The 26,443-nt window shown below is 70.9% G+C and carries 22 protein-coding genes; 9 read left to right on the forward strand and 13 right to left on the reverse strand.

All coding sequences use genetic code 11. The features are described 5' to 3' along the window. Positions 1-184: 184 nt before the first annotated feature. Together ACYVAQ_RS00005 and ACYVAQ_RS00010 are read right to left on the reverse strand one after the other, a co-directional pair. Positions 185-4,918, reverse strand: a complete 4,734-nt coding sequence (locus ACYVAQ_RS00005; protein ID WP_460786344.1) for a DUF6531 domain-containing protein — start codon at positions 4,916-4,918, stop codon at positions 185-187. Positions 4,919-5,464: 546 nt separating this feature from the next. After that, positions 5,465-8,230 (reverse strand): ATP-binding protein, encoded by a 2,766-nt coding sequence (locus ACYVAQ_RS00010; protein WP_460786345.1) that lies wholly within the window; start codon positions 8,228-8,230, stop codon positions 5,465-5,467. Positions 8,231-8,342: 112 nt separating this feature from the next. Here ACYVAQ_RS00010 and ACYVAQ_RS00015 point away from each other — a divergent pair, with 112 nt between their 5' ends. From ACYVAQ_RS00015 to ACYVAQ_RS00025, 3 genes are all read left to right on the forward strand, one after another. Then, positions 8,343-8,987, forward strand: coding sequence for a mycothiol-dependent nitroreductase Rv2466c family protein (locus ACYVAQ_RS00015; RefSeq protein ID WP_460786346.1), 645 nt, complete (start codon positions 8,343-8,345; stop codon positions 8,985-8,987). Next, positions 8,984-10,222 (forward strand): hypothetical protein, encoded by a 1,239-nt coding sequence (locus ACYVAQ_RS00020; protein ID WP_460786347.1) that lies wholly within the window; start codon positions 8,984-8,986, stop codon positions 10,220-10,222. Before ACYVAQ_RS00015 ends, ACYVAQ_RS00020 begins: the two co-directional genes overlap by 4 nt. A gap of 223 nt (positions 10,223-10,445) precedes the next feature. After that, positions 10,446-10,994, forward strand: coding sequence for a hypothetical protein (locus ACYVAQ_RS00025; RefSeq protein WP_460786348.1), 549 nt, complete (start codon positions 10,446-10,448; stop codon positions 10,992-10,994). 51 nt (positions 10,995-11,045) lie between these two features. Here the strand turns inward: ACYVAQ_RS00025 and ACYVAQ_RS00030 are convergent, their stop codons facing one another. The 8 genes from ACYVAQ_RS00030 to ACYVAQ_RS00065 form a co-directional block, all read right to left on the reverse strand. After that, entirely contained in the window at positions 11,046-11,381 is a 336-nt protein-coding gene (locus tag ACYVAQ_RS00030; protein WP_460786349.1) for a hypothetical protein, read from the reverse strand. Positions 11,382-11,386: 5 nt separating this feature from the next. Beyond that, a complete protein-coding gene (locus ACYVAQ_RS00035; RefSeq protein WP_460786350.1) occupies positions 11,387-11,908 on the reverse strand; it encodes a pyridoxamine 5'-phosphate oxidase family protein in 522 nt (173 codons plus the stop codon). A gap of 94 nt (positions 11,909-12,002) precedes the next feature. Continuing rightward, positions 12,003-12,407 (reverse strand): TIGR03618 family F420-dependent PPOX class oxidoreductase, encoded by a 405-nt coding sequence (locus ACYVAQ_RS00040; RefSeq protein ID WP_460786351.1) that lies wholly within the window; start codon positions 12,405-12,407, stop codon positions 12,003-12,005. A gap of 1 nt (position 12,408) precedes the next feature. Continuing rightward, a complete protein-coding gene (locus tag ACYVAQ_RS00045; protein ID WP_460786352.1) occupies positions 12,409-12,846 on the reverse strand; it encodes an SRPBCC family protein in 438 nt (145 codons plus the stop codon). Between the two features lie 37 nt (positions 12,847-12,883). Then, positions 12,884-13,600, reverse strand: a complete 717-nt coding sequence (locus ACYVAQ_RS00050) for an enoyl-CoA hydratase/isomerase family protein (RefSeq protein ID WP_460786353.1) — start codon at positions 13,598-13,600, stop codon at positions 12,884-12,886. Beyond that, a complete protein-coding gene (locus ACYVAQ_RS00055; protein ID WP_460786354.1) occupies positions 13,597-14,448 on the reverse strand; it encodes an SDR family NAD(P)-dependent oxidoreductase in 852 nt (283 codons plus the stop codon). The genes ACYVAQ_RS00050 and ACYVAQ_RS00055 overlap by 4 nt, the downstream gene beginning before the upstream one ends. Then, the gene (locus tag ACYVAQ_RS00060; protein ID WP_460786355.1) at positions 14,445-14,933 is read right to left on the reverse strand and encodes a VOC family protein; all 489 of its coding nucleotides are present in this window, start codon (positions 14,931-14,933) and stop codon (positions 14,445-14,447) included. Before ACYVAQ_RS00060 ends, ACYVAQ_RS00055 begins: the two co-directional genes overlap by 4 nt. 16 nt (positions 14,934-14,949) lie before the next feature. Continuing rightward, positions 14,950-15,660: a methyltransferase family protein gene (locus ACYVAQ_RS00065; protein WP_460786356.1), complete on the reverse strand. Its 711-nt coding sequence runs from the start codon at positions 15,658-15,660 to the stop codon at positions 14,950-14,952. 69 nt (positions 15,661-15,729) lie between these two features. Here ACYVAQ_RS00065 and ACYVAQ_RS00070 point away from each other — a divergent pair, with 69 nt between their 5' ends. The 3 genes from ACYVAQ_RS00070 to rnhA are packed head-to-tail and all read left to right on the forward strand — an operon-like array spanning position 15,730 to position 17,248. Further along, on the forward strand, positions 15,730-16,164 hold the full coding sequence (locus ACYVAQ_RS00070; RefSeq protein ID WP_460786357.1) for a type II toxin-antitoxin system Rv0910 family toxin: 435 nt from the start codon (positions 15,730-15,732) through the stop codon (positions 16,162-16,164). After that, positions 16,161-16,805, forward strand: a complete 645-nt coding sequence (locus tag ACYVAQ_RS00075; RefSeq protein ID WP_460786358.1) for a hypothetical protein — start codon at positions 16,161-16,163, stop codon at positions 16,803-16,805. Before ACYVAQ_RS00070 ends, ACYVAQ_RS00075 begins: the two co-directional genes overlap by 4 nt. Beyond that, positions 16,802-17,248: a ribonuclease HI gene (gene rnhA / locus ACYVAQ_RS00080; protein ID WP_460786359.1), complete on the forward strand. Its 447-nt coding sequence runs from the start codon at positions 16,802-16,804 to the stop codon at positions 17,246-17,248. The genes ACYVAQ_RS00075 and rnhA overlap by 4 nt, the downstream gene beginning before the upstream one ends. Here rnhA and ACYVAQ_RS00085 read toward each other — a convergent pair. Further along, complete coding sequence (locus ACYVAQ_RS00085) at positions 17,245-17,544, reverse strand: hypothetical protein (protein WP_460786360.1); 300 nt, start codon at positions 17,542-17,544, stop codon at positions 17,245-17,247. The two genes, rnhA and ACYVAQ_RS00085, sit on opposite strands and share 4 nt — an antisense overlap. 30 nt (positions 17,545-17,574) lie before the next feature. Between ACYVAQ_RS00085 and ACYVAQ_RS00090 the strand changes: the two genes are divergently transcribed. Further along, positions 17,575-18,057, forward strand: coding sequence for a MarR family winged helix-turn-helix transcriptional regulator (locus tag ACYVAQ_RS00090; protein WP_460786361.1), 483 nt, complete (start codon positions 17,575-17,577; stop codon positions 18,055-18,057). A 10-nt stretch (positions 18,058-18,067) separates the two neighbouring features. Here the strand turns inward: ACYVAQ_RS00090 and ACYVAQ_RS00095 are convergent, their stop codons facing one another. Further along, positions 18,068-19,918: a flavin-containing monooxygenase gene (locus ACYVAQ_RS00095; protein ID WP_460786362.1), complete on the reverse strand. Its 1,851-nt coding sequence runs from the start codon at positions 19,916-19,918 to the stop codon at positions 18,068-18,070. Positions 19,919-20,027: 109 nt separating this feature from the next. Here ACYVAQ_RS00095 and ACYVAQ_RS00100 point away from each other — a divergent pair, with 109 nt between their 5' ends. Next, the gene (locus ACYVAQ_RS00100) at positions 20,028-21,218 is read left to right on the forward strand and encodes a helix-turn-helix domain-containing protein (RefSeq protein ID WP_460786363.1); all 1,191 of its coding nucleotides are present in this window, start codon (positions 20,028-20,030) and stop codon (positions 21,216-21,218) included. 13 nt (positions 21,219-21,231) lie between these two features. Here ACYVAQ_RS00100 and ACYVAQ_RS00105 read toward each other — a convergent pair whose 3' ends face one another. Further along, on the reverse strand, positions 21,232-22,833 hold the full coding sequence (locus tag ACYVAQ_RS00105) for a hypothetical protein (RefSeq protein ID WP_460786364.1): 1,602 nt from the start codon (positions 22,831-22,833) through the stop codon (positions 21,232-21,234). 251 nt (positions 22,834-23,084) lie between these two features. On the opposite strand from ACYVAQ_RS00105, the gene ACYVAQ_RS00110 reads away from it, so the two are divergent. After that, entirely contained in the window at positions 23,085-26,288 is a 3,204-nt protein-coding gene (locus ACYVAQ_RS00110; protein ID WP_460786365.1) for a beta strand repeat-containing protein, read from the forward strand. Positions 26,289-26,443 lie beyond the last annotated feature (155 nt).

Raw genomic sequence — 26,443 nt, forward strand, 5'->3', positions numbered from 1 at the left:
CTGCGATCCGCGTGTTCGCCTCCCCGTCGGCAGCCAGCAAAACGATCCGCGCACGCTTCGCCGCACGAGCGCCGACCCTGTCCGAACGGGTCCAGCGTTCGAGCTCCTCCCGATCGCCATCACGAAGCACGAGAGCAGGGGCAGGACGGTTGGCCATGCCCCATGATTTCAGAACACTAACCATCTAGTTATTTACGACACGCGGCACTAGTGGCGTGTTGTTGGGACCGTAGATGAACTGATCCGTGCCGTCGGCTAGGAGAAGGGGTAGTGGTCCGTTGATGTCCCAGGTTTGCTGGTAGGTCGTGGCTCCGGTGTGGCCAGTGGTCTGATCCGGGGTGACGGTCTCGCGCAGCCCGTCACCGTTGTACGTGTAGCTGGTTGCGGGGTAGGCGGGCTCGAACCAGCCTTCGACGTCAAGGGTGAGGTTCGTGGGACTTGTCAGCGCCTTGAGATCGATGTTGCCGTTATCGCCGATCTCTACCTGTATCGAGGTAGAGGTTGTGACGCCGGCTTGGTAGGACATGTTCCGGCCGAGATTGGACGACCACGAGTTGTCAGGCCAGGCTTCCAGGCCGCCGTCTCCATCGGGTGTCCAGGCTGTCGCGTTCATGACGGCGGCAATGGCGTCGTGCGGGATCGCGGCGTGACCGTCGATCCCGACGGTGACCGCGGTGGACGTCCCGATCTTGGGGCACGGGCTGGGCGTGCAGGTGCCTGTGCCGTTGCGGGTGTCGAGGACGCGTTGGTTACCGTCCGAAGCAGGGTCATAGGGCACGAAGATGCTGCCGTCGCCGCTCGCTGTCATGTACACGCCCGCAATGTCGATGGCGTAGTCGGAGGCGACGTTGCTGTAGAGACTGATCGAGCCGTTGGTCGGCAGTTTGGTGACGATGAGCGTCGAGCTGTTGACGCCTGATGCGAACGAGAGCGTTCTGGGCGCCGGTCGCGCTTCTCCAGAGGGCCAGGTGATGGCGTATCCGGTGCCGCCGGGGTTGAAGGCGGTCAAGGTGTAGGCGACGGCGGTCACCGACCCGTTGCTGGGGATGCCGCCCTTGCCTGCGAATTGGATCGTTGTGGTGGCGCCGCCCGCTAGCCGTGCGCACGGGCTCGGGGTGCAGGCTCCGGTGCCGTTGCGGGTGTCGAGGATGCGACTGGCGTTGAGGGGTGTGAACGTGGAGGCTGCTTGGCCGGTGGAGTACCAGCCGCTGACCTCGACGGTGAAGTCGGTGGCTTGGTAGGAGTAGAGAGTGATCTTGCCGTCGCTGCTGACACCGCTGATCACCGTGTTGGTCTGCGCCTGGTTCGTCGTGTAGCTCATCGAACGGCCGTTTGGTGTCGGCGCGCCGGCAGCGTTGACGAGAATGTAGCCGGTTCCGGCTTCATTGAGAGCGGTGATGTCGAGCGCGACGGCCGTGACGCCGCTGCTGGGAATGCCGGCCTTGCCACCGACCTGGATAGTCACGCTTGACCCGGCCCCCAGCCGTGCGCAGGGGCTCGGTGTGCAGGTCCCAGTGCCGGTCGTGGTGTTGACGATCCGGGTGATGGTGAGCGGGTGGTAGGTCGATTCGCTCGGGTTGCTGTTCGGTGCGTCGACCGAGGAGAGGTGGTGCGCCTGGTTGTAGTAGTACTGCTCCGTCCCCGCCGTGGGCGCGGGACCACTGAGTCGCTCGCCGTTGTAGCTGTAAGACGCGTTGGTTGTCGCGCCGCCAGCGTCGGTGTAGGTCGTGACTTGATCGGCATCGTTGTAGGTGGCTGTCGCGCCGGTGGCGAGTCGCGTCAGGTCGTCCGCGGCGTTGTATGTGTAGTTGCTGCCATTGCGGGACGCCAGTTGGTTAAGCGGGTTGTACGTGTAGACCTGGCTGGGCTGCCCCATGCCGGTGGACGTTTCTTGGGTGAGTTGACCACTGGGGTCGCGGATGTAGTTGAACGATGCGAACGAGCCGGCCGAGCCTGGCCCGGTGTCGGTGATGCTGCTGATGTTGCCGTTGGCGTCATAGCCGGTAGCGGTGGTTACGCCGTTGGGCAGCGTCGATGCAGTGATGTTTCCGGCTGGGTCGTAGGTGTAGGTCGTGGTGTGTCCGTAGGGGTCAGCGACGGATGTCATCCTTCCGGCTGCGTCGTAGCCGCGGGTCACGTTTCCGGCTGCGAGGTATCCCTGGTTCAGGACCCTGTTGTCGAGGTCGTAGCTGTAGGAGACCGTCTTGCCGGCGCCGTTGGTGACCGAGGTGACGCGCCCGAGGTTGTCGTAGCTGTAAGTGGTGGTGCCGGTTGGGTCGGTCATCGTCGCGCGGGTGCCGTCGGGGTTGTAGCTGTAGGTGACGTTGGGCGGGTTGTACCCCGAATACTGGACCGAGGTCAGCTCGTCGTCCTTGTCGTACCCGTAGGTGGTTGTGATGGTCGTTGCAGCGGTTTCTAGCGTGCGGTTTCCGGCTCCGTCGTAGGTGTCGGTCGTGACCTTGCCTAGGGGGTTCGTCGTCGAGGTCTGCCGGTTGAGTGCGTCGTAGGCGTACGTCGTGGTCTTGCCGGCTCCGTTGGTACGAGACGTGCGGTTGCCCGCCAGGTCGTAGCCGTAGCTCACTGTGGTGCCGTCGGCGCGAGTGATGGTGGTGGGCTGGTCGTCGGCGTTGTAGGCCGTTTGAGTGGTGTTGCCGTCAGGATCCGTTGTTGCGGTCATGTTCCCGTTGGCGTCATAGGTGTGGGTGGTCACCCCGCCCGCAGGACTGGTCTGCTTGGTCAGCTCGCCGGCTGCATCGACCTCCAGGAGCGTGGTCTTGCCGCGGGCGTCGGTCATCGAGGTGGATCGGCCGATTTGGTCATAGGCCGCGGTAGTGACGTTGCCGAGTGGGTCGGTGACGGTCGTGCGATCGCCTGCCGAGTCGTAGCCGTAGTTCCATGCGTATCCGGTCGGGTCGATCAGGGTCGTGACGTCACCTGGGTGCGCCGCGTTGGCGTGCTGGAATCGGGTGGCCTGCGTGGTGGTCGAGTTGAGGGCACGGGCGGTCGCGAGCAGGTTGCCCTGGGCGTCGTAGGTGTAGGTGGTGGAGTGGAGGGACGGGTCAGTGGTGCTGGTGAGCTCACCGAAGCTGTTGTAGCTGTTGGTGGTTTGGCGTCCCAGTGGATCAGTGATGTTGGTGAGGTCGCCGGCGCTGTCGTAGGAGTACTGCGTGGTGTGGTTGTTCGCGTCGGTGCGTGAAGCCACTTGGAGAGTTATCGGGTCGTATGTGAAGGCTGTGGTGGCAGCGTCGCTGGTACCTACGCCGCGTGTCATCGACTGGAGCAGGAAGTGCTGGTAGGTCTCTTGGGTGACCTTTCCACGGGGGTCGGTGATGGTGGTGGTGCTGCCCGCGGTGGTGCTCGGATCGCCTGTGTAGGCAAGCGTGGTGGTGCGTCCCATGGCGTCTTGCTGGGTCGTCACCCGTCCCTGGGTGTCGTAGGTGTTGGTGACGGTGCCGCCGCGTGGGTCGGTCATCGTCAGCATCTGGTGCGCGCTGTCGTAGGTGAAGGACCAGGTCCCGCCGCGCACGTCGGTGACGCTGTGCAGGTTGCCGGCGGCGTCGTAGCTGTAGCCGACCGTGCGGCCTAAGGGGTCGCTCAGGGCAGTGATGTGGCCGGCCGAATCAGTGGTGATGGTGACGGTGCGGCCTGCCGAGTCGGTAACACCGGAGAGGTGTCCGGAGGAGTCGTGAGAGACGGTGGTCTTTTCGCCGTTCCGGTCATCGATCTCGGTCAGCACCCCGGCGGCGGTGAAGTCGTGCTTGATGCCGCCGCGGAGATCGGTGAGCGTGTAGGTGCCGTCGGAGTTCTGCGTCAGTGTGGCCTGGATGTTGGGGGCCGCGATGAAGCCGGGATTCGACCACTGGAAGTCGATGGTCGAGCCGTTCTCCTGATGGACGGTGGCATCGCCATTGGAATCGAACGTGAGAGCCATTGAGTAAGGCGACGACCAGCCATAGCCGAACGCTGAATCGGTGCCGGCGAGCATCGAGCTGTACGTGCGCTCGAAGTCGATCGCGACACCACGGCCGGGAATCGTCAGGTCAGTGAAGGTGTGCCAGAAGTCGCCGGTCGCGCAGTTGATCGGCTTTGCGGTCGAGCAATTCTGTGCGCCTGAGCGGGGGTTGGGTGCTCCTCCTGCTTGGGGTGCAGACAGGGTCTGGCCAATGACGCTGCCCGACTGCAGAGCTTCCTCGAGACTGAAGTAGGTGGATGCGCCGGCGGCCAGGCCGGAAGGGAAGTCCACCTCGCCGCTTCTCTGGTCGGTTGAAATGTGGGAGAACGCCGTGTTCGGGCCCTCGTAGCCGGTGGGGTGAGGCCAAGTGCAGGAGAGATAGGGAGGATCGCACAGGCCATCGCCATCGAACCCGAAGAGGGTGGAGTTTCCGGCCAACACCAGCGCGTTCGACGTGTACGAAGACTGGTTGAGCACGCCGATCAACGTGTCGTCAGCCCCGTCATAAGTCCCTTGATTCGGGTCGCTGTAGACCACGATGCTGGTGTCGGTGAGAACGATCAAGATTCCGCAACTGGTGTCATTGCCAACGGCGGGGCACTCGGTGAACGGGGCGGTTGGTGCAGTCATCGGCGCTGCTCCGGCGAGCCGCGGGGTCAACCGCGTCGTGGTCCGACCAGTGCCGCGTGTTGACGCGGTCACTCGTCGCGTTCGCTTCCCGCCTTGGAACCGAGCCTGAGCAGTCATCACCGTCGTCGGGTGGCGACGCTTCTTGAGGTCGATGCTGTGTGCGTGCCGTTCGCGGCGGACCTGCCGGCTCACCCACTGCGGCGATTCGGCCAGCGTCTTCGGTCGCCAGGCGCGGTGACGTCGCGGTGACGGGCGGTGGCGGGATCCGATGGATGGCCTTGCGTGGTTCGCATAGGACGGTGCGGCGATGTTCGCCGCGCCGAATACCACCGTCACTGAAACGACGATGCCGAGAATCCGAGAACTGCGCACTGGCGCCCCTGAAGGGAAGGTGGCTCGTGCTTCGCGAGCCGTGCCGGCACACGTTAGGCACAGCAGTCCGTAGAAATCTCGGTTTTCCCGAACAACGTGCTACCGGCCAGGAGAGCGGGCGCAAACAGCAGGGCGAGCCAGTGCCCTGATCTGCACGCCCGCGAAGCGCTGGTTCGCATTCCATCGGGACGACGTCATCCTCGGTCGGCCGGCAGGACGCGTGACTTCTCAAGAACCAGCGCGTTCCCTGGCGAGGGATTCGTAGTCACGCCATGACTGTCGGATTCGTCCTGCGCCGTTTCAGGACCGCCCAAGGCGGCATCCGATCCAGATTGGCGGCTCGGATCGCCTGCCGCAGTCCGCAGATGGTCCGCAAGAAGGTCGATCCGGGTCGGCTGGATTCGATCGCGCCCAACGCACTGGCCAGCACGTTTTCCCACGTCAAGAGCGGCCATGGCTCCTAGTCGACGATGCCCGCGAACAATCGGTAAGGGGCGGAATCGTTCCGCTTCAACGTCTGAGATCGGCCTCCGGGTCCTCGCGGGCGAGGCGGGTCGAGAGCTCGGTGCGGGACCGCGTGCCGAGCTTGGCGTACGCCGAGGACAGGTGGCTGGCCACCGTCCGGACGCTGATGACCAGCTCGTCGGCGATCTCCTGGTTGGTCAGGCCGCGGACGGCCAGCCGGGCGACCTGTGACTCCGAGGGGGTCAGCGCGCGGGGCTGAGCGGTGCGGCCGCCGAGGCGGGCGATCTCCGCGGCGGCGCGCTGCGCCCAGCCGGTGGCGCCGAGCCGGGTGAAGGTGTCGGCGGCCTCGGTCAGGGCAGCGCGGGCGTCGCGCACCCGTCGCGCCCGACGGAGGACCACGCCGTGGTGGTAGCTGGTGAGCGCCCGCTCGAACGGCCAGCCGTGAGCCTCGTGCAGGGCGAGCGCCGCCTCGAAGCGGGCGGGGTCCTCGTCGAGGCGACCGCGGGCGCGGTGGCCGAGCGCGGAGGCGAGCGAGTGGCCGGTCGTGTCGCCGAGCCGGAGCAGTCGCTCGGCCTCCTCGGCAGCCTCGTCGGTCCGACCGGCGTCGATGAGCACGTCGGCCCGGAGCCAGCGCAGCAGCGGCGTGATCGGCTCGACGATCCCGAGCGGACCCAGCTCGCGCTCCGCCTCCTCGTACGACGAGACGGCGTCGTCGAGGTCACCGTCCACCCAGGCCAGGTAGCCACGGATCACCGCCGCCTGGGGTGCTGAGAACAGGAACGCCCCGTAGCCGTCGAGCCGCGCCGCGGCGTCGAGGGCGCGGGCCGCGTCACCGGCCAGCGCGGCGTGGACACCCACCGCGGTCAGCGCCGAGATCAACGCCGGGGGGCCGCCCAGCCGCTCGGCGGCGAGCAGGCTGGACCGGGCGTTCACCCCGGCGCGGGCCCAGTCGCCGGCGAGCAGCTCCGCCACGGACACCCGGCTCGCGATCCAGGCGATGCCGAGGTCGTCGCCCTGCTCCTCGGCCCGCAGCCGGGCGCTCTCGAAGACGTTCGCGGCGGACCGCGCGTCGGTCGTGGTCAGGATCGCGAACCAGAGCATGACCGCGGGGTCGTCGTGGGAGGGCAGGTCCGGGTGCAGCCGTCGCCTCTGCCGCACCTGGTCGAGAGGGTCGGCGGGTAGCGGCCGCCCGAGCACGTGGCTGTACGTCGTGCGGATCGCCAGCGCCATCGCGGCCGCCGGCGTGTCGGTCGCGGAGATGCGGTGGAGGTCGTCGCCGTACTCCTCGAGCGCGTCGCGCATGCGTCCCTGCCAGCCGAGCATCGTGGCGATGCGGCGGGTGAGCTCGTCACGGAGCTCCGCCCGCTCGGTGGTCGCGCGGGCGAGCCGCAGCCCCTCGATGGCCGCGTCGAGGTCGCCGCGGAGGAAGTGGAACATGGCCCGTCGCCACTGGAGGTCGGCGACGTCCTCGCGCTCCGACGCGAGGGTGAGAGCAGCCTCGAGGTGCTCGAGCGCGGTCGGGACCGACCCGGCGGCGACGTGGTGGTACGCCGTGTCGACGTGCCGCCGACGCAGGTCGTCGGTGTCTGTCGGCGGGGTCAGCCGGAGCGCGGCCTCGCCCAGGCGGGCCGCCACATCGGGCGCCGCGCGCTGCCGCGCGAGCGCCGCGCCGGCCTCGACCAGCCCGGCGACCTCGGCGTCCGGCCGGCGCACCGCCTCGGCGAGGTGGGCAGCGCGCTGCTCCGGGTCCTCGGCGAGGTCGGCGAGCCGGCGGTGAGCGGCGCGCAGCAGCGACGGCGGCGCGGCACCCGCGACGGCCAGGCGCAGCAGCGGGTGGGTGAACGCGAGGACGCCACCCTGCTCGCTGACCAGACCGGCGTCGATGCCGAGGTCCACCGCGGCGTCGACGTCCTCGTCCGCCTGGCCGGTCGCCGCGCCGAGCAGGGCCCGGTCCGTCCGCGTCGTCAGGGCCATCGTCGCCAGCACCGCGGTCGCCTCGGCCGGGAGCGTGCGCACGCGTCGCCCGATCAGGTCGGACAGGGAGGTCGGCACGCCCATCGGTACGCCGGGGGCCGACTGCCGCAGGGACCGGGCCAGCTCGAGGGCGAACAACGGGTTGCCGCCGGAGGCCTCGTGGACGCGCTGCAGCTCACCGCGGGACAGCGGTCGCCCGTCGTCGCAGGCGGCCAGCAGCGCCACCTGGTCCAGGTCGAGGGCGGACAGCCGGAGCGTCGTACCGCCGCGCCCGCCGGGCATCGAGCGCAGCGCCCCGGCGAGATCGACCGGCGCGAGGGACGGCTCGTCGCGGGCGGCGAGGACAACCGCGACGCGCATCCCACCCAGCCGCGGCAGCGCGAACGCGAGCACTCGGGCCGTCTCCGTGTCCAGCCAGTGCACGTCGTCGACGAGCACCAGCACGGGACGGGACCGCGCCAGCAGGCCGAGTGCGGTCAGGAAGGCGCGGGCGACGGCGTGCGGGTCGGTGTCCGCCTCCGGAGCACGGCGACGCAGGACCGCCACCTCGAGGGAGTCGCGCAACGGGTCCGGCAGCTCCGGGCCGACCTCGTCGAGCGCCTGTCCCAGCAGATCGGCCAGGGCGGCGTACGAGCGCACGCCGGGGAGGTCGACGCCGGCGCCGCGCAGCACCAGGAAGCCCCGAGCGGCGGCGAGTCGCGCGACCTCCTCGAGCAGCGCCGTCTTGCCCATGCCGGCGTCGGCACGCACCTGGATCGCGACCGCGCCGTCGCCCACCGAGCCGAGCACGTCGGCGACCGCCGCGAGCTCCGCGGCCCGGCCGAGCAGATCCGCCACGTGCACCTCCGCCGACCGGCGACGCCTCCGTGGCACATCGTGGACCGGGGCGGGGCAAAGATCAATGATTCGACGGATGCTCGGAACGGCGACGGTTCCTAGGTTCGAGGGCATGGACGTCGACCTCTACAGCGACCCGAGCTGCCCCTGGTGCTGGACCGCCTCGCAGTGGCTGTACGCCGCCGCGGCGGACCGCGACCTCACCGTGCACCTGCGCCTCTTCAGCGTCGCCCTGCTCGACAAGCCCGCCCCGCCTCCGGTCGTGCTCGCCAGGTCGTGGGCCCTGCGCGCGATGCGCGTCGCCACGGCCCTCGACAGCGGCCCGGCAGCAGCGTTCCTCGGCGAGTTCTCCCGGCTCCTGTTCTCCGGGGAGGCGGGCGCGGACGGGCCGGACCTCGGCGCGGCCCTCCTGCGCGCCGGTATGCCGCGGGCACTGGCTGACCGGGCCGACGAGGCGTGGCGCGACGAGCAGATCGAGGCCTCCATGCGGGCCGCCGCGGAGCGCCGCGGGCTTCCCCTGGACCGCACCACGACCGTCCCGATCGTGGTGCTGCACACCGACGCCGGGCCGGTTGCGATCGACGGTCCGCTGCTCGACCCCGCACCTGCGCGGGCGCGGGCGGCGGCGTTCTGGGACGCCTTCCTGCTCCTCGCCCAGGAGCCGGGGATGTACGGCGTGACGCGGCCGCGCCGCGGTCCGCACAGCACCGTGGCGGCGCTGACCGGCGCCGCCCTGACCGAAGGACGGATGTCATGAACCCACTCGCCAGGAGCTCGACACGCGTCGTGGCGTGCGCGGTGCTCGCGACGGCGGCACTCATCCTCGCACCGGCGACGCACGCCACGACCCACCCCCGCTTCACCCCGCTCCAGCCGACAGCGGCGACCGCGCCGTGCGGTGCCGTCGCCCTGCCGGTGCCGGCGGGCTGGCAGGGCGGTGTCGTCGACATCGACGATGCCGGTGTCCTGGTCGGCTCGGTCCTCGATCCCGACAACGTGCTGCACGCGACCTACTGGACGCCCAGCAGCTCGGCACCGAGCGGGTTCGTCCGGCACACCCCGAACCTGCCGGCAGCCGGCGAGCTGCTCGACGTCAACAGCTCCGGCGTCGCGGTCGGGTTCGACGAGGACAACGGGCAGGGCTTCGTCCTCGACACGACCACCGGGGCGTTCCGCTACCTCCCGGACCTGGCCGGCGGCCGGTCCGACCGCCCGCGACGGATCAACCGCTCCGGTGTGATCGCGGGGGCCGCCGCGGACCAGAACGGCACCTGGCTCGCGACGACCTGGGCTCCGCCGTACGACAAGGCGCACGCCGTCGGCGTACCGGGGGAGCAGCAGCTGACGACCTGGACCGACCCGGACGGGAACGTGTTCACCTGGATCGCGGGCAGCGAGGCCGACGGGATCAACAATGCCGGGACCACCGCGGTGTTTGCCGCGCTCCCGGACCCGCACGTGATGCGGGCCCAGGGCCACAGCCCGTTCTCGGCGGACCCAGGCAGCGACCAGCCCGTCGACGTCTCGACCGTGCAGGTCGTGCCGATGACGAAGACCGCCTCCGGTCGCGTACAGATCCTGCAGACCACCGGCGACATGGCCTACTCCTTCGCGCTGAACGACACCGGCACGGTTGTCGGCGACGACATCACCGATCTCGACAGCTTCGACACACGACCCGTGTACTGGGTGGGGAGCGCGGAGCACGACCTCGGCGAGCCGGCCGACGCGCAGGGCGGGCGCGCCCTCAACATCGACCGCAGCTGGATCACTGGGTTCCTCTACTACGGCGACGGGACGACGCGGGGCTACGTCTGGACCGGTGGTGGTCTGCTGCAGGCGGTGCCGGACCTCCCGGGCTTCCCCGGCGGCACCATGACCCACGGCGTCGACCAGACGCAGCACGAGGTCGCCGGCCTGGCCTTCGCAGCGGACGGCAGCCACGTGCCCGTGGTGTGGCGCTGCTCCGCCGGCTTCTCGACGGCCGGCTGACGCCGGTCGACCACCGGTGGACCACGTCGCGAGCGCCCGGACCCCGGTGGGGTGGGTCCGGGCGCTCGCGTCGGTGGCGCAAGACGTCCGGCGTGAACGCCGTACGCCGGAGAACGACCCACGAATGTGGGGCTTGCCAAGCCAAGTTTCGAGGTCCGGAGTGCGATGTTGTCCGGCCGCTCCCTCCGACACCTACTCCAAGGCGGCGCTCGACGCGGACGGCGTGAGCTACGGGTTCTGGGACCTCAAGACCGACCCGGCCATCCCGTCGTCGTACCTCAACGCGCACTCGACCGTCGTGTGGTTCACCGGCAACGCCTACCCGGGCCCGATCACGCCGTACGAGAGCGAGCTGACGTCCTTCCTCGACGGCGGCGGCAGGCTGTTCCTGTCCGGGCAGGACCTGCTCGACCAGGCGGCCGGTACGACGGACTTCGTCCACGACTACCTGCACGTCGACTGGAACGGCACCGAGGCGCAGAACGACAAGGCCACGGCCGACGTCAACGGCGTCGCGGGCAACCCGGTGACCGACGGCATCGGTGCCGTGCCGCTCGACCACACCGTCCTGAACGCCGCGTTCGAGGACGAGGTCACGCCGATCGCTCCGGCCACGGCGGCGTTCACCGACGACGCCACGCAGGCTGACGCGCTCAGCGTCGCGGACGGGTCCTACAAGGTCGTGTTCCTGGCGTTCCCGTTCGAGGCCTACGGCAGCGCGGCGCAGCGGGCCGACCTGATGAGCCGGGCGCTCACCTGGTTCGGGTCCTGAGCGCGGCCCGAGGTCGCCGGGACGTCATACGGTGAGAGCCCTGGGGCGCTCTCACCGTATGACGTCCCCCGGGAAGCCCAGGCACGGCAGCACCTCGACGGTCATCATCCCGGCCTGCACGCACGGGTCGGCGGCCATCGTGCGTTCGGCTTCGTCCGGCTCGAGCGTCATGACGGCCACCCCGGCGAGGGTGTCGGAGAGGACCGGGCACAGGACGGCGATCGTGCCGTCCGCGCGCAGGCCGACCATGCGGCGCTGGTGCTCGAGCTCGATCGCGTCGGCGCCGTCCTGGTGGCGGCCGGGTGCCCAGCGGAGCTGGACCAGGCTGTAGGGCCGCGCGGTCGCGGCGAGCTCGTGGATCTGGTCGTCGGAGATGGGGGTGTGCATGGCGCTCACCTACCCGCTTCGGCCGCGTTGACGCGCTCGGCCCGCTCCGCCCGCTGCCGGACCAGCTCCTCGACGGCGCTGGGGAGCGTGGTCTCGAAGTCGATGAGCTTGGCCCAGGTCGGAGTGATGACGATGCGGACCATGCCGTCGTACAGCGAGCGGACCTCGGCCTCCCACTCCACGCGCTGCTCCGGGGTCATCGTGTAGGTGCCGTTCATCTCCAGGAACTCCGCGGGGATGCCGTCGACGTCGTCGAGCTCGACCGTCCCGCGGATGAGGAGGATCTGCGGCGGGTGCACCTCGGTGTCGATGGTCAGCGCGACGTGCGGGTTGCAGCGAAGGGCCGGCAGCTTGGGCGCGTTCCTCGTCGTGCAGACGACGAGCTGGGTGCCGTTCCAGGCGAAGGCGATGGGGATGGTGCGCGGCGTGCCGTCGGTGGCGACGTACGCCATGCGCAGGATGTCGCGGGTCAGCAGCTCCCGGCTGAGCGGGCGGTCCAGGACCTCGGTGATCTCGTGCGGTGCCATGGTCGTCTCCTCGGGTGGTCGGGGCCCGTCCGGCCCCTCGTACCCCTGGGACGGAGCCGGCGCGGCGTTCTCGACATCCCTCGTCCGACGTCCGTCAGCGCAGCAGGGAACGGCTCGCCATCACGCGCCGGATCTCCACGGAGATGGCCACGCGGGTCGGGTTCTGGCGCGGCGGCTTGTAGCGCACGGCGTACCTCGCGACGGCGTCGGCGACCGTCGCGGGGTCGTCGTGGACCGTCGCCACGCCGTCGAGGCTGATCCAGCGCGCGCCCTGGACCTGTGAGACCGCGGCGACGGGGGAGCGGTGCAGGTTGGCGGCCTTCGCCGAGCCGCCGTCGGTGATGACCCAGGCGGTGCGGGTGGCGAGGTCGACGGTGAAGCCCACGGGCGCGAGGTGGATCGTGCCGTCGGCGCGGGTGCTCGCGAGGGTGCCGATGACGCGCTCGGCGAGGAACGCGAGGCCGTCGTCACCGAGTCGGTCGAGGGGAGAGGTGGCCATGTCAGCGGGCCTCGAGGATGCTCTTGAGCCGGCGCAGGTCCTTGGTCGTCGCCGAGCGCATCGCGCGGCTCATCACGGGTGCGGCCAGGGCGCCGAACCCGCTCGGCGAGCCGGTGTTGCGCAGCGTCATCCGGGTGCCGTCGCCGTCCGGGCTCCAGGTGTAGGTGGTGCGCATCGGGAACGGTCCGTCGGCCGTCTCCATCACCATCCGCTCGCCCGGCACGAGCTCGACCACCTCGTAGGTGTAGGCGATCCGGCGGCCCAGGAAGTGCGCCACGAAGTCCATCCGTGAGCCGAGCGTGACCGGACCGGGCGTGTGCAGCTCGACGCTGCGGATGTTGACGTACCACTCGGGCGCGTTCACCGGGTCGGCGGCGTACGTCGCGACGACAGCGGGAGGGCGATCGATGACGGTGGAGACCTCGACGTCGACGTTCACGGCACCGATGGTCCCACGCGACGTCGCGCGTCCGCGGTCAGCGGGCCTGCGGCAGCCCGGCGCCGTTTCGCTGGAACTCCACGAGCAGCGCGTTCTCGTGCTCGATGCGCCGGGGCAGCTGCTCGAGGTCGCGGAACATCTCCTTCAGCGTGCGTACGCCGGCGGGCGACTGCCGCGTGATCGCGCCGGCCAGCTTCAGCGCGGTCTCCTCGGCGAGGTCGGCGGGGACGCTGCGGTGGGCGAGGCCCATCGCGAGGGCCTCCTCGGCACCGACCGGACGACCCGTGTAGATCAGCTCCTTGGCCTGTGACATCCCGATCAGGGTGGTCAGCCGGGCCGGACCGACGGGCACGCCGAGCCGCGCCCCGGCCCAGGCCAGCTTGAGGTTGTCACCGGCGACCCGCAGGTCGCAGCCCGCCACGATCTCGGCGCCCGCCCCCACGCAGTTGCCCACACAGACGGCGATGGTCGGCACCGGTACCTGCTCGACGCGCAGGTACAGCTCGGCGAAGGCCTCCATCCGCTCCACGCCGCCCTCGGGCGTGAGCTCCTCGCCGACGTCGGCGCCCGCGCAGAACGCGGTGGTGGAGGTCGTCGACAGCACGACCGCGCGCACGTCGGGGTCGGCGGCCAGGTTCGCGAGGGCGTCGTTGAGCAGCCGGATCGTCGCGGTGTCCAGTGCGTTTCGCTTGTCGGGGCGGTCGATGCGGAGGATGTCGACGCCGTCGTCACGGCGCTCGCGCAGCAGGCTCATGGCCCCTGAGTATGGCGACCGCTCGCGAGCCAGGCGGCGGTGGCGTCCCACAACCGGGCCGCGGCGGTGGCGTCCTGCGCATCGGCGGACGGCTCCGCCGGCGCTCCGTTGCGGTAGTAGCCGGGGGCCAGGTCGGGAGCGGTCGCGCAGAGCACCGTCGTCCGGGCACCGTCCTCGGGGCTCATCAGGGCCCGGCGTTCCAGCGGAGCGGCCAGCCTGCGCAGCGCACCCAGCACCGGGCTCGTCTCCAGCCCGCGGTCGGCGATGCGCGTGTAGACCTCGCCGGGGTGCACGGCGTACGTCGCGATCCGGGGGTGCCGGCGGCCGAGCTCGGTGGCGTGGTGGACGAGCGCGAGCTTGGAGGTGCCGTACGCCGCCCACGAGTCGTACGGCTGCACGCCGGCGAGCAGCGCGGCGTTGCTCCCGCGCCGGTGCAGCTTCGAGACGATGTCCACGACCCGCGGCGCGGGGGAGGCGTCGAGCAGCGGCAGCAGCAGCGAGGTCAGGTGCCAGGTGCCGAGGTAGTTGACCCGCCAGTGGATCTCCTCGCCGTCGACCAGCTGCGGCTCCTTCCAGCGCGAGCGCAGGTCCAGGTGGATCCCGGCGTTGTTGACCAGGACGTCGAGAGTGCCGCGCTCGTCGGCGTACCACTGCGCGAAGGCCTCGACGGACGCGCGCGAGGCGAGGTCGAGGTTGTGCCCGACGACGCCGTGCCCGATGCGCGCGGCGGCAGCGGCCGCGTCGGTCCGCGTGGTGACGGTGACTTCGGCGCCCTGCTCGGCCAGCAACCGCGCCGTGGCCTCGCCGAGCGAGCGCTCACCCGCGCCGGTGACGAGGACGCGTGTCATCCGCCGGCCTTGATGGCGGCGAAGAAGGCATCCATCTCCGGCGAGATCCGCGCGAGCTCGACGTACGGCGCCCCGAACGCCGACCCGTCGAGGTAGGCGAACTCCATCGGCCCGGCCATGGCGCCGGACATCAGCACCTCGATGCCCTCGGCCTCGGCCGCGGCGACCGCCTCGGGGAGGTCGGGCACGCGGAAGCAGACGTGGTGCAGGCCCGGGCCGTGCGTGGCCAGGAACTCCGACCACACGCTCTCGCCGGACACCGGGCGGATCAGCTCCAGCTGCAGGTCGCCGCTGTAGGCCATCGAGATGTCGGCGACCGCGTCGCAGGGTCGGCCGCGGAAGGTGCAGCTGTCCGGGTCGAACCGGACACCCGGGATCCGCGTCCACGCACCGGCGCCGAGCTGGCCGGACAGCAGCTGCTCCGTCGCGTCGAGGTCGTCGGTGACCCAGCTGACCTGGGTGAGGGGTCCGTTCGTGATCGGCATGGTAGAACGTGTTCTATCACGATCTCCGCAGGCGTGGGAGGACGGCCGGAGTGGTGCGGGCGTAGTCGGCGTACGCCGGGAGCTCGCGGCGCAGGTCGCGCTCCTCGAGCCGGATGCCGACCGCGATGTACCCGCTCGCCGCGGCCGCGAACAGCAGGTGGCCCCAGGTCATCGTCGGCGTCGCCCAGAACGCGATCAGCAACCCCAGCATGAGCGGGTGTCGGACCACCACGTAGAGCCAGCGCACCTGGAACCGGCTCGGCCGGTCGCGTCCCGCGGCCTGGCGGAGACCGACCAGCGCGAGGTGGTCGATCATGAACGTCGAGGCGATCGCGACGATCCAGCCGCCGACGTAGGCCGCCCGGACGGGGCCGCGCCACGGGCCGTCGAGGCGCCAGACGTCACCGGCGATCGGCTGCCAGAGCCCGAGCGTGAGGAGGAGCAGCACGTCGGCACCCAGCACGTACGTCGACCTCTCGGCCGCCGGGGGCACGCAGCGGGTCAGCAGCCGCTTCGCCGCCGGGCGGGCCATCACCGAGTGGTGGACCGCGAAGGCGCCGAGCAGGGCCAGGTCGACCAGTGCTGCGTCGGCTGCGCCGAGGTGGGCCGGGCCGTCGACGGTGGTCAGCAGGCGCAGGTCGGCCAGGAACACGACGGACCAGGCGACGGCGAGCAGGAAGCCGGCGTCCGCGACCGTGGCGAAGGCGAGCAGGAGGGTTCGTCTCACCCGGCCAGCGTGCCGGCTGCGCCCGGGCCACACATCGGGCGAACGACCTATCTCCTCTAGGGTGCGGCCATGGCCCAGCTGCGCGTGACCGGAGTCGTACCCGCATCGGCGGACGAGGCCTGGGCGGCCGTGTCCGACCTGAGCCGCTTCGACGACTGGCTCAGCCTGCACGACGGGTGGCGCGGCGAGCTGCCCGAGGAGCTCGCCGCCGGCCAGCGGATCGAGAGCGTGATCAAGGCCAAGGGCATCCGCAACCGCATCGCCTGGGTGATCGAGGACTTCTCCCCGCCGCGCCACGTCGCGCTCGTGGGCGAGGGTGTGGGCGGGACCGCGGTGACGCTCACCTTCGACCTCACCGACGTCGCCGACGGTACGGCGGTCGCGATGGTCGCCGACTTCAAGCACCCGCTCCTCAAGGGGCCGATGGGTGCGGTCGCCGCCCGCACGATCAAGAGCGACCTCGAGGCGTCGATGAAGCGCCTCGTCGCGATCGCCACCGCATGACCGGTCCGGACGTGCGGGTCGTCGACCTGAGGGTCGCCGATGCGCCAGAAGCCTGGCGGGACGCGGGATTCGCGGTCGACGGAGACATCTGCCAGGTCGGCTCGGTGAGGCTTCGGTTCGTCGGCCGCGAGGCCGGGCGGGGCGTCGTTGGCTGGGGCCTGAGCGGTGTCGCGGTGGCTGACGTCGACGGGGTGGCCACGTTCGCTGCTGGTTTCGATACGCCCTCCGCTCGTTCCTCGCTGCGGGCTACTCAACCAGCGACGGGGGTGACCGGGATCGATCACCTGGTGCTGATGACGCCCGACCTCGACCGGACGCTCGACGCGCTGGCCGGCATCGGCCTGGAGCCCCGCCGGCACCGCGACGGCGAGCTGGGCGGCGGCGCCGTACGCCAGGTCTTCTACCGTCTCGGCGAGGTCATCCTCGAGGTCGTGGGCGACCCCGCCGCGCACGGCGAGGGGCCGGCGTCGATCTGGGGGATCACCTTCACCGTCGCGAACATCGACGCCACGGCCGCGCTCCTCGGCGACGGGGTCGGCCGGGTCAAGGACGCCGTCCAGCCCGGCCGCCGGATCACCACCCTGCGCGGGCGCGACCTCGGCATCAGCACTGCGGTCGCCTTCATCTCGGAGCGCGCATGAGCACACCGGTCGTCATCCACACCGACGGCGGCTGCACCCCGAACCCCGGCCCGGGCGGCTGGGGCGCGGTGCTGCGCTTCGGCGACCACGTCAAGGAGCTGTACGGCGGATCGAGCGAGTCGACCACCAACAACCGGATGGAGCTGACGGCACCCATCGAGGCGCTCGAGCTGCTGACCCGGCCGTGCGTGGTGCAGATCCACACCGACTCGACGTACGTGCGCAACGGGATCACCCAGTGGGTCGCCGGGTGGAAGCGCAACGGGTGGAGGACCTCGGCGAAGCAGCCGGTCAAGAACGAGGACCTCTGGCGGCGCCTGGACGCCGCCTGCGCGCGGCACGAGGTCGAGTGGTTCTGGGTGAAGGGTCACGCGGGCGTCGCCGACAACGAGCTCGCCGACCAGCTGGCCACCCGCGGGATGGCCGAGGCCATGGGGCGCTAGACGGCGGCTGCCGTCAGGTCCTCCCAGGACGTCGTCGCGAGCGTGCCGTGCACGACGCTCGGCATCGGCAGCCCGAGCTCGCCGATGAGGCCGCGCATGTGCGTGCCGAGCAGCTCGTGGCTGACACCCTCGCCCCACACGAGGGTCACGTGCAGGCCCTGCGGGCTGTGCGCGACCACGAGCTGCTCCGGCGGCGTACCGCCGGCGTCGACGAAGCGGCGGATGCCCTCGGCGTACCGAGGGATCAGCTCCTCGGAGTCGCCGGAGAACAGCGCGTTGATGACGTCCTGGGCCATGACCCACCTCCGTAGTACAGTGTGTTTACTATGGCGAAGACGGTACACGGAGTTGACCACGGCGACAAGCCCCTCGTCGGGGCTCTGCTGCGCCGACCGTTCGTGACGACCCGTGCCCACGTCGTCGAGGAGCTGCGGGCCGCCGGCTTCGAGGACCTGCAGCCCGCGCACCTGGCCGTGTTCCAGCACCCGGGGCCTGACGGCCGCTCGCCCGGGGACCTCGCCCGCGGCGCCCACGCGACGAAGCAGGCGATGAACAACCTCCTCGCCCAGCTCGAGCGGGCCGGCTACCTGACCCGCGAGGTGAACCCCGACAACCGGAGGGAGCGGGTCGTCGCGCTGACGCCGCGGGGCCACGACGCGATCACCGTCATCCGCCGCGCCATCGCGGGGCTCGAGGCCGGCTGGCGCGACGAGCTGGGGGCGCGTGACTACGACCGTCTGCGGGCCCTGCTGGAGCGCCTCAACGGGCTGGTCGCCGAGGAGACGACCAGCCCGCTGCCCCCGAGCTGAATCGAGGCGATCAGCTGAGGTGGTGGACCTCCTGCAGCGCGTAGACCGGGGTCGGGATGCCCTCGTAGCGGGCCTTCAGCTGCAGCGCCAGGTAGAGCGAGTAGTGGCGTGACTGGTGCAGGTTGCCGCCGTGGAACCACAGCGCCTCCTGCTGGGTCGGCTTCCACATGTTGCGCTGCTCGCCCTCCCACGGGCCGGGGTCCTTGGTGGTGTCCGAGCCGAGGCCCCAGCACTTGCCGACCTTGTCGGCGACCTCGGGCGAGATGAGGTCGGCGGCCCAGCCGTTCATCGAGCCGTAGCCGGTGGCGTACACGACGAGGTCGGCCGGCAGCTCGGTGCCGTCCTCGAGCACGACGGACGACTCCGTGAGGTGGGAGACCTCGCCGTGCGCCAGCTTCACGTCGCCGTCGGCCACCAGCTCGGCAGCGCCCACGTCGATGTAGTAGCCCGAGCCGCGGCGGAGGTACTTCATGAACAGCCCCGAGCCGTCATCGCCCCAGTCGAGGTCGAAGCCGGCGGCCTCCATCCGGTCGTAGAAGTCCTTGTCGCGCTCGCGCATCTGGTCGTAGAGCGGGATCTGGAACTCGTGCATGATCCGGTAGGGCAGCGAGGCGAAGATCAGGTCCGCCTTCTCCGTGGTCACGCCGGCGGCCACCGCCCGCTCGGAGTAGAGGTCGCCGAGGCCGATGTCCATCAGGGTCGCGCTCTTGACGATGTGCGTCGAGGAGCGCTGCACCATCGTGACGTCCGCGCCGTGCTCGAACAGCGCGCCACAGATGTCGAAGGCGGAGTTGTTCGAGCCGATGACGACGACCCGCTTGCCGGCGTACGCATCGGGGCCGGGGTGCTGCGAGGAGTGCTGCTGCTCGCCCCGGAAGACGTCCTGGCCGGGGAAGGACGGGACGTTCGGCTTGCCCGACATCCCCGTCGCCATCACCAGCTGGGAGGGATGCAGGGTCAGCGCCTCCCCGTCGCGCATCACCTTGACGGTCCACTGCCCCGAGGTCTCGTCGTACGACGCCGACGTGGCCACGGTGTTGGACCAGTAGGGCACCTCCATCGTCCTCACGTAGGACTCGAGCCAGTCGCCGACCTTGTCCTTGGGGGCGAAGACGGGCCAGTTGTCGGGGAACTTCAGGTAGGGGAGGTGGTCGTACCAGACCGGGTCGTGCAGGCACAGCGACTTGTAGCGGTTGCGCCACTGGTCGCCGGGGCGCGGGTGCTTGTCGATCACCAGGGCCGGTACGCCGAGCTGGCGCAGCCGCGCGCCGAGGGCGATGCCGCCCTGGCCGCCGCCGACGACCAGCACGTACGGCTGCTCGGTGATGCCGAGCGACGCCTGCTCGGCCTCGCGCCGCTCGAGCCAGGTCTGCCGGTGCTTGTCGATGCCGTGCTGGGCGCCCATCGGGCGCCGGGTGCCGCGGGGCTCCTCGTGGCCGGTCAGCTCCTGGAGCGCGGTGAGGAAGGTCCACGCCTTGTCCGCGCCGTCCTCGGTGACGAGCCGGAGCAGGCCGTTGCCGCGTCCGGTGGCGGTCTCGAAGCGGAACCACGCGGTCACGACGCCGCCGTCCTCGGTGGCCGGCTCGGTGAGCTCGAACCCGCGCGGTGCGGTGCCGTCGAGGGTCGCGGTCAGCAGGTCGGCCACGCCCGCCGGGTTCTCGACGGTCTTCAGGTTCCAGGTGAAGGAGACGAGGTCGCGCCAGAAGCTCGTCGTGGCGAAGTGGGCGGCGGCAGCGGGGACGTCGCGGGCAGCGAGGGCCGCCTCGAAGGACGCGAACCAGGCGTCGGCCCGCTCGCTGGGGGTGCTCTCGACCGGCCGCTCCGCGAGGGAGGGGGCGGGTCGTTCGTCGATCTGAGTCATGGGCCCAGGACACTCCTCGGCCGACCGCGCGGACAGCGTTGCAGCGCGTTGCAACGTGGCCGCCGTCACACTGACCGGAGTAGCGTGACCGAGGACAGAGGGGGTGCGGATGGGCCACCAGGTGATGGGCGCCGTCGTGCCGGGCACGGACCTGACACTGCACGCGCGCGAGCTGGTCCGCATCCACGACGCCGTGCTCAGCGGCAGCCGTCCCCCCGAGCGCCCGCGGGCGCTGGTCGCGCGGTCCTGGCAGCGCGTGATGGACATGGGTCTCGCGGCCGATCGCGTCAACGCCCGTCGGCCGATGCCCGCCGAGGAGCTGGTACGCCGCCGGCGTACCTCCCGGCTGTCGTCGGTCATCGACGACCTGCGCAGCGTGCTGACGAGCGTCGCGGACGCGTCCCTGTTCCTCATGGTCGTCTGCGACGCCGACGGCGTGCTGCTCTGGCGCGAGGGCTCGGCGCGGGTGCGCGCGACGGCCGACCGGCTCGGCTTCGTCGAGGGCATGCTGTGGACCGAGCGGGTCGTCGGCACGAACGCCATCGGCACCGCGCTCGCCGAGCGGGCACCGGTGCAGCTGTTCTCCGCCGAGCACTTCGAGGCCCAGCAGCACCCGTGGTACTGCACGGCCGCCCCGATCCACGACCCGCGCGACGGCGAGCTGCTCGGCGTCGTCGACGTCAGCGGTCCCGCGCTGACCCTGCACCCCGCGATCGGCGCGCTCGTCGAGAGCGCGGTGCGGATCGCGGAGGCGTCGCTGTGGCGCCAGCACCTGGCCGGGCTCGCGCGGCTGCGGCAGGCGAGCGAGGCCGTGGTCGGGACGACCAGCGGCCCTCTCCTCGTCGTCGACGACCACGGCTGGGTCGCGCACCACTCGGGGATCGCCGCGCGTGATCGGATCGACGCGCCGCGTGCCGACCGGGCGATCGCCGTCCCCGGCCTGGGCCTGTGCCTGCCGGAGCGGCTGGGCGAGGGGTGGCTCGTGCGGCCCGGCACGACCGACACCCGGCTGCGGGCCCGGCTGGTGCGGGGGAGCGAGCCGGTGCTGGAGGTCAGCGGTGACGAGTCGTGGCGCACCGCGCTGACCCGCCGGCACGCAGACATCCTCGGCCTGCTCGCGGCGGCCGGGGCGCGCGGGCTCACCGCCGCCGAGCTCAGCACCCGGCTGTACGGCGATGCCGAGCACCTCGTCACCGTCCGCGCCGAGATCTCCCGGCTGCGGCGGGCCGTGGGCGCGCTGATCGCGACGAACCCCTACCGGTTGGCCGACGGGGTGGAGCTCGAGGTCCACCCGGCCTGATCGGCCGGGTCGCTCAGTCCTCGCCGGGGTGCCCGGGGCAGGGCTCGTCGTCGATGCGGGCGCCGAGGTCGAGCCACCACCGGGCCGTGCTGCGGTCCGGTTCCTCGGCCACCTCCGCGACCCGGTCCAGCTCGGTGGAGCGCACCACGCCGAGGGAGTGGGTCAGCGCGGCGACGATCTCGGGGTCGGCGGTGGTCGCGAGGTCGGCGAGCTGGCGCTGGGTCGCTTGCGGCATCGGCGTCCGGAGCTGGCTCAGCGCGAGGATCGCCCCGACCCGCAGCTTGGGCTCGGGGTGGTGCATGGCCCAGGTGAGCAGGCGCCCGCGCGCGTCCTCGTCGACGTTGAGGTAGCGCAGCAGCATCAGGCCGCCGTCCGCGACGCTGGGGTCGCCCGCGATCTGATCGAGCAGGTGCCCGGCGAGGGGTGCGGCGTACGGGCTCTGGGAGAGCAGGAGCGAGGCCTGGTGCCGGCGGCTGGCGTGCACGTGGAAGAGCGCCTCGCGGATCAGCCGCGCCAGCATCTCGTCGTGCTCGATGTGCTGCGTCGTCACCCGGGATGCCTGCGTGCGCTGGGCGATCGCGGTGGCGGTGCGGCGGGCCTCGCGGGCGGACACGGACTCGTTCCACTCGATCTGGTAGTGCAGGCCGGTCCGCGCCGCCGCCGGCACGAAGGTGGCGATGGTGTCGCTGCTGACCTCGTCCGGGACGGCGGCGAGCAGGCTCACCGCCTCGGGACGCAGCGTCTTGTCGCGACGTACGACGAGTCGGGCCGCGACCTCGGCGATCTCCTGCGTCTGGTGCTCGCCGACCTGCCCGTGGAGCAGCTTGAGGCTGAGCGCCCAGGCCGCGCCGCGGAACGCGCCGCCGTCCGGGCCGGTCAGCATCCGCAGGAGTAGGTCGGTGACGGGTTGTTGGTCGATCTGTGCGAGCAGGGCGACGACGGCCTCGATCGCCTGCGCGCCGGGCTTGGTGACCTCGGCCCCGATGGCGCGGAGCATGGCGTGCTGCGCGGCGGGCGTCCGCGCCAGCGTCCGCGCGGCCTCGAACCGGCGGATCCACCCGAGGTTGCGCGCGCAGAGCAGCTCCCTGAGCACGCGCTCGCACAGGTCGGTCCAGACCGCCTGGGGGACGTACAGGTCGGGGCTCGTCTCGATCGCCGCGGCGAGGAGCGTCCAGTGCAGGCCGGTGTGCCGCCCGCTCATCACCCGTTCGAAGAGGGCGTCCCGCGAGGGCGCCCGGTCCGGGTCCAGGCAGACGACCAGGGGCCGCGTGAGCGCGGTGGGGTCGAGGGACCGCTGCACCCCGGCGGCGACCGTCATCAGTGCTCCCGGCTGCCGGCCGAGGAGGTGCTCGTAGCCCGCGACGACCGAGTCGGGCATCCTGATCGCGCCCGACTCCCACCGGCTGATCCGGGTCCTGTCCGCCCGGATGCCGAGGGCGGTGAGGGCTGCGGCGAACTCCGTACGCCGCCGCGGACCGGGCGCCTCGGAGTAGACGCGCGAGGTGGCGAGCAGCCAGGACAGCCGGGCGCCGGAGTCGATGCGCAGGCCGGGCACCAGCGTCCCGTCCGTGGGCAGCCGCATGGGTCGCCCGCGTCGGCTCCGCTGCTCGGACATCGATCCCCCTTCCTGCCGACGACGCCGTGCCAGGGTCGGATTCTGGTGGGGATGCACGGCACAAATCGGATGATTCGGGATCATTTAGTCCGGATTGACTATGCCAATTGCGCATCGCGACGACCGGCTGCAAGAAACCGCGCCGCACCTCCGGCGCTTCCTAGGTTCGGGCGCGCCCCCGCTCTGCGTGGGCCGCGTCCACACGACGGGGAATCGGGTGGGGCGCGATCACCATCCGGAAGGAATCTCGAATGAACAGCAGCGGCATCAAGAGGGGACTCGCGGCCAGCGCGGTCGCCACGCTCACCGTGACGGGGATCGGCATGGCCGGTCCCGCGTTCGCGGACAGCATCAAGACCCAGGCGGGCGCGAACAGCGTCCAGCTCATCACGCCGGCGGCGTCCGAGGTGTCGACCGCCAACGACGGCGTGAACACCACCGTCCACCTCGTCGCCGAGGCCGGCGCCGGGATCTCCCAGGTCCAGTTCGTCTACAACGACGGGTCCGACCACAACATCGGCGCGACCGTCACCGCGAACCCCGACGGCTACTACTCGGCCGAGTGGACCGTGCCGGTGGCGCTCAACAACACCTCCGTGAAGTTCAAGGCCGTGGGCCTCGACGGGCTCGGCAACGTCATCGCGACCACCGCGCTCGGCACCGCCACAACGGTGAAGCCGGGCGGCAACGCGGTCAACCTCGCCGCCACGCCGGCCTCCGTCGGCGTCTACCACACCCCGGGTGGCAACGACTACGGCGTCGTGTCCGGTACGACGAACGACGGCTCCGCCTCGCCGAGCATCGACCTCGACGTGGTCGGTGGGGGCGCGACGACCCACCCGGACGTCGTCGGCGACGTCAGCGGCACGACCCGCACCTTCGCCGGTGCTGCGGACTTCACCGGCTACTCGTGGGACAGCAGCGCCAACCCGACCAACGACGCGATCGTCACCGCCACCGACGGCAGCGACGACGCGACCGTGGTGCACCTGTACAAGCAGACCATCGGGACCGGCACCACCGCGGTCGCCGCGTCGACCAACGTCAAGGACGGCGACACCACCAGCGTGACCGTCACGGTCCTCGACCAGAACGGCAAGCCGGTCGCCGGCGCCTCGGTCGTCTCCCCGTCGGTCTTCGCGTTCCCGTTCGTGTTCTACCCGGGTGGCACCGCGACGACGAACAGCAAGGGCCAGGTCACGTTCGCCAACGTGCCCGGCACCCCCGCGGGCCAGGCCTACGACTTCTTCGTCGACGACAACGGCGACGGCAGCTACAACGCCGGCACCGAGATCAAGCGCTCGGTCACGATCAAGTCCTACACCGCCTCGGCCACGACGGTGACGATCGGGTCCGCCGACAAGGGCTACGACCGCGACGAGCTCGCGGGCAACGAGTTCTCCGCCACCGTCAAGGACCAGAACGGCAACCCGTTCGCCGGTGACCTGTCCTACCGCTGGACCACCACCGGCTTCGGCGGCGGCGCCACCACGGTCGAGCCGACCGGCCAGCTCACCCCGAACGCCCAGGGCAAGGTCACCGTCCCGGCCCCCGCCGGCAACGGCGTCTCGAAGCTCGAGGTCTGGGCCGACCTCGACGGCAACCCCGGCCCGTCCGGCAACGACGTCCAGGCCACCCCGCTCACCGTCAGCATCGGCCAGGCGCAGGTCAAGTGGAACGACGGTGCGCGGGTGTCGGTCAACGCCGGCACCACGCACACCTTCAAGGGCTCGCTGCAGCTGCCCGACGGCACCACGCTCGGCGGCCGCAGCTTCACCGCGTCCTTCAGCCCCAACGGTGACGCCGTCGTGGCCGCCCAGGGCGCTCAGCCGTCCGGCACCAGCCGCGTGGACAACACCCACGTCAACGTCACCACGGCCGCGGACGGCTCGTTCGGCGTCGCGATCAACGACCAGACGCTGACCTCGGCGGACTACGGCGACGTGCTGACGGCGGGTTCGGGCGACTACGCGCCGGGCGTCTCGCTGCGCACCGACTTCATGGACACCGCCGTCGCGCACGTCTACTCCTACGGCAACCCGTTCGGCGAGAACATCGGCGGCAACTCCAGTGCGACCCCGGGCATCCCGCAGCGCCTGGAGAACATCCGCGTCACCAACGCGGCGGGCCAGTCGCTCGTCGGTGTCCCGGTCACCCTGTCGGTGGACCACGGCTACTTCACGCCGGACACCAACGACGGCCCGGGAACGGACCTCTCGCAGCTGACCCCGGCCGCTCCGGCTGCCGAGGGCGGTGTGATCGGCGACTGGAAGAGCTCCGGCTCCTCGATCACGGTCACCACCGGTGAGCACGGCAACGTGGGTCACAACTACGCGATCGCCATCGGTCACGACGACGCGTTCGCCGCCGGCAACGGCCAGCTCACCACCAAGCTGTCGATCACGGCGGCCGGTCACACCCCGGCCACGACGCCGACGATCAGCTGGGACGCCAGCAACCCGCTCAACCCGGGCGCGCTGTCCCTCGCCTTCGCCTCGGACAACGACTCGACCATCCTGCCGAAGGCGTCGACCGCGCTGGACGTCAACCTCGTCCCGACGGCGACCGACCAGTTCGGCAACGACACGGGTCGTTCGGTCGACCTGACCAGCAGCGGTGTCGGCTCGGTCCAGCCCTCGGCCACCGACGAGTTCGGTGTGAGCTCGGGTGCGGCCGGGGACCAGACGATCCACGGCTCGGTCACGGTCGACGTCACCAAGTGGGGCGCCGACGCCGACGCCGTGACCGCCGGCTACCAGCCGTCCGTCGCGCCGACCGGCTCGCAGGCGCTGACCGCCGACGCGCCGACCATCAACTGGTACACGGTGGACCTCGCGCACTCGACGTACACGCTGACCCACAACACGGCCAACACCGTGACGCCGGGTACGACGGTGACCGAGACGTTCAAGGCCATCGACCAGTTCGGTCAGCCGCTCGCCGGCTACGCGGTGGACTTCCTCCGCACCGGACCCGACACCCTGCAGAACGGCAACGGCAGCGGCTCGGGCACGACCAACGCCAAGGGTGTCGCGACGTACATCTTCCAGGGCACGAAGGCCGGCTCGGCCGTCATCACCGGGATCATGCACGACAGCTGGTTCGGTGACCCGGTGGTCGCCGAGTCGCAGCTGAACGACACGGTGACCTTCGCGAACGCGGCTCCCGCACCGATCGCGATCAGCGCCAAGCTGACCGGCAAGAACACCGCGACCGGCAACGACAAGCTGACCATCGCGGCCAGCTCGTCGAAGGCCGCGGGCGCCACCGCGACGATCTACAAGGTCGTCGCCGGCAAGATGATCAAGGTCGGCACGGTCAAGCTCGGCGCGACCGGCAAGGCCAGCAAGACGATCACCGACAAGAAGAAGGCGGCCAAGACCACCTACGTCGTCAAGATCGCCAAGACCGCCGCCACCAAGGCGGCGACCAGCAACAAGATCACCCTGAAGTGACGCGCCACCGTCCCCACCGGTGAGGTGCCGTCTGCGGGTCGTCGTCACGACGGCCCGCAGGCGGAGCCGGTGGAACGGAACGCCGACGCTCGTCCTGGGGATCGACCGACCCCACTTCTCGGCCCCGCGAGCGCGGGCCAGGCCACTCTCGACAA

This window comes from Nocardioides maradonensis, assembly GCF_054777115.1.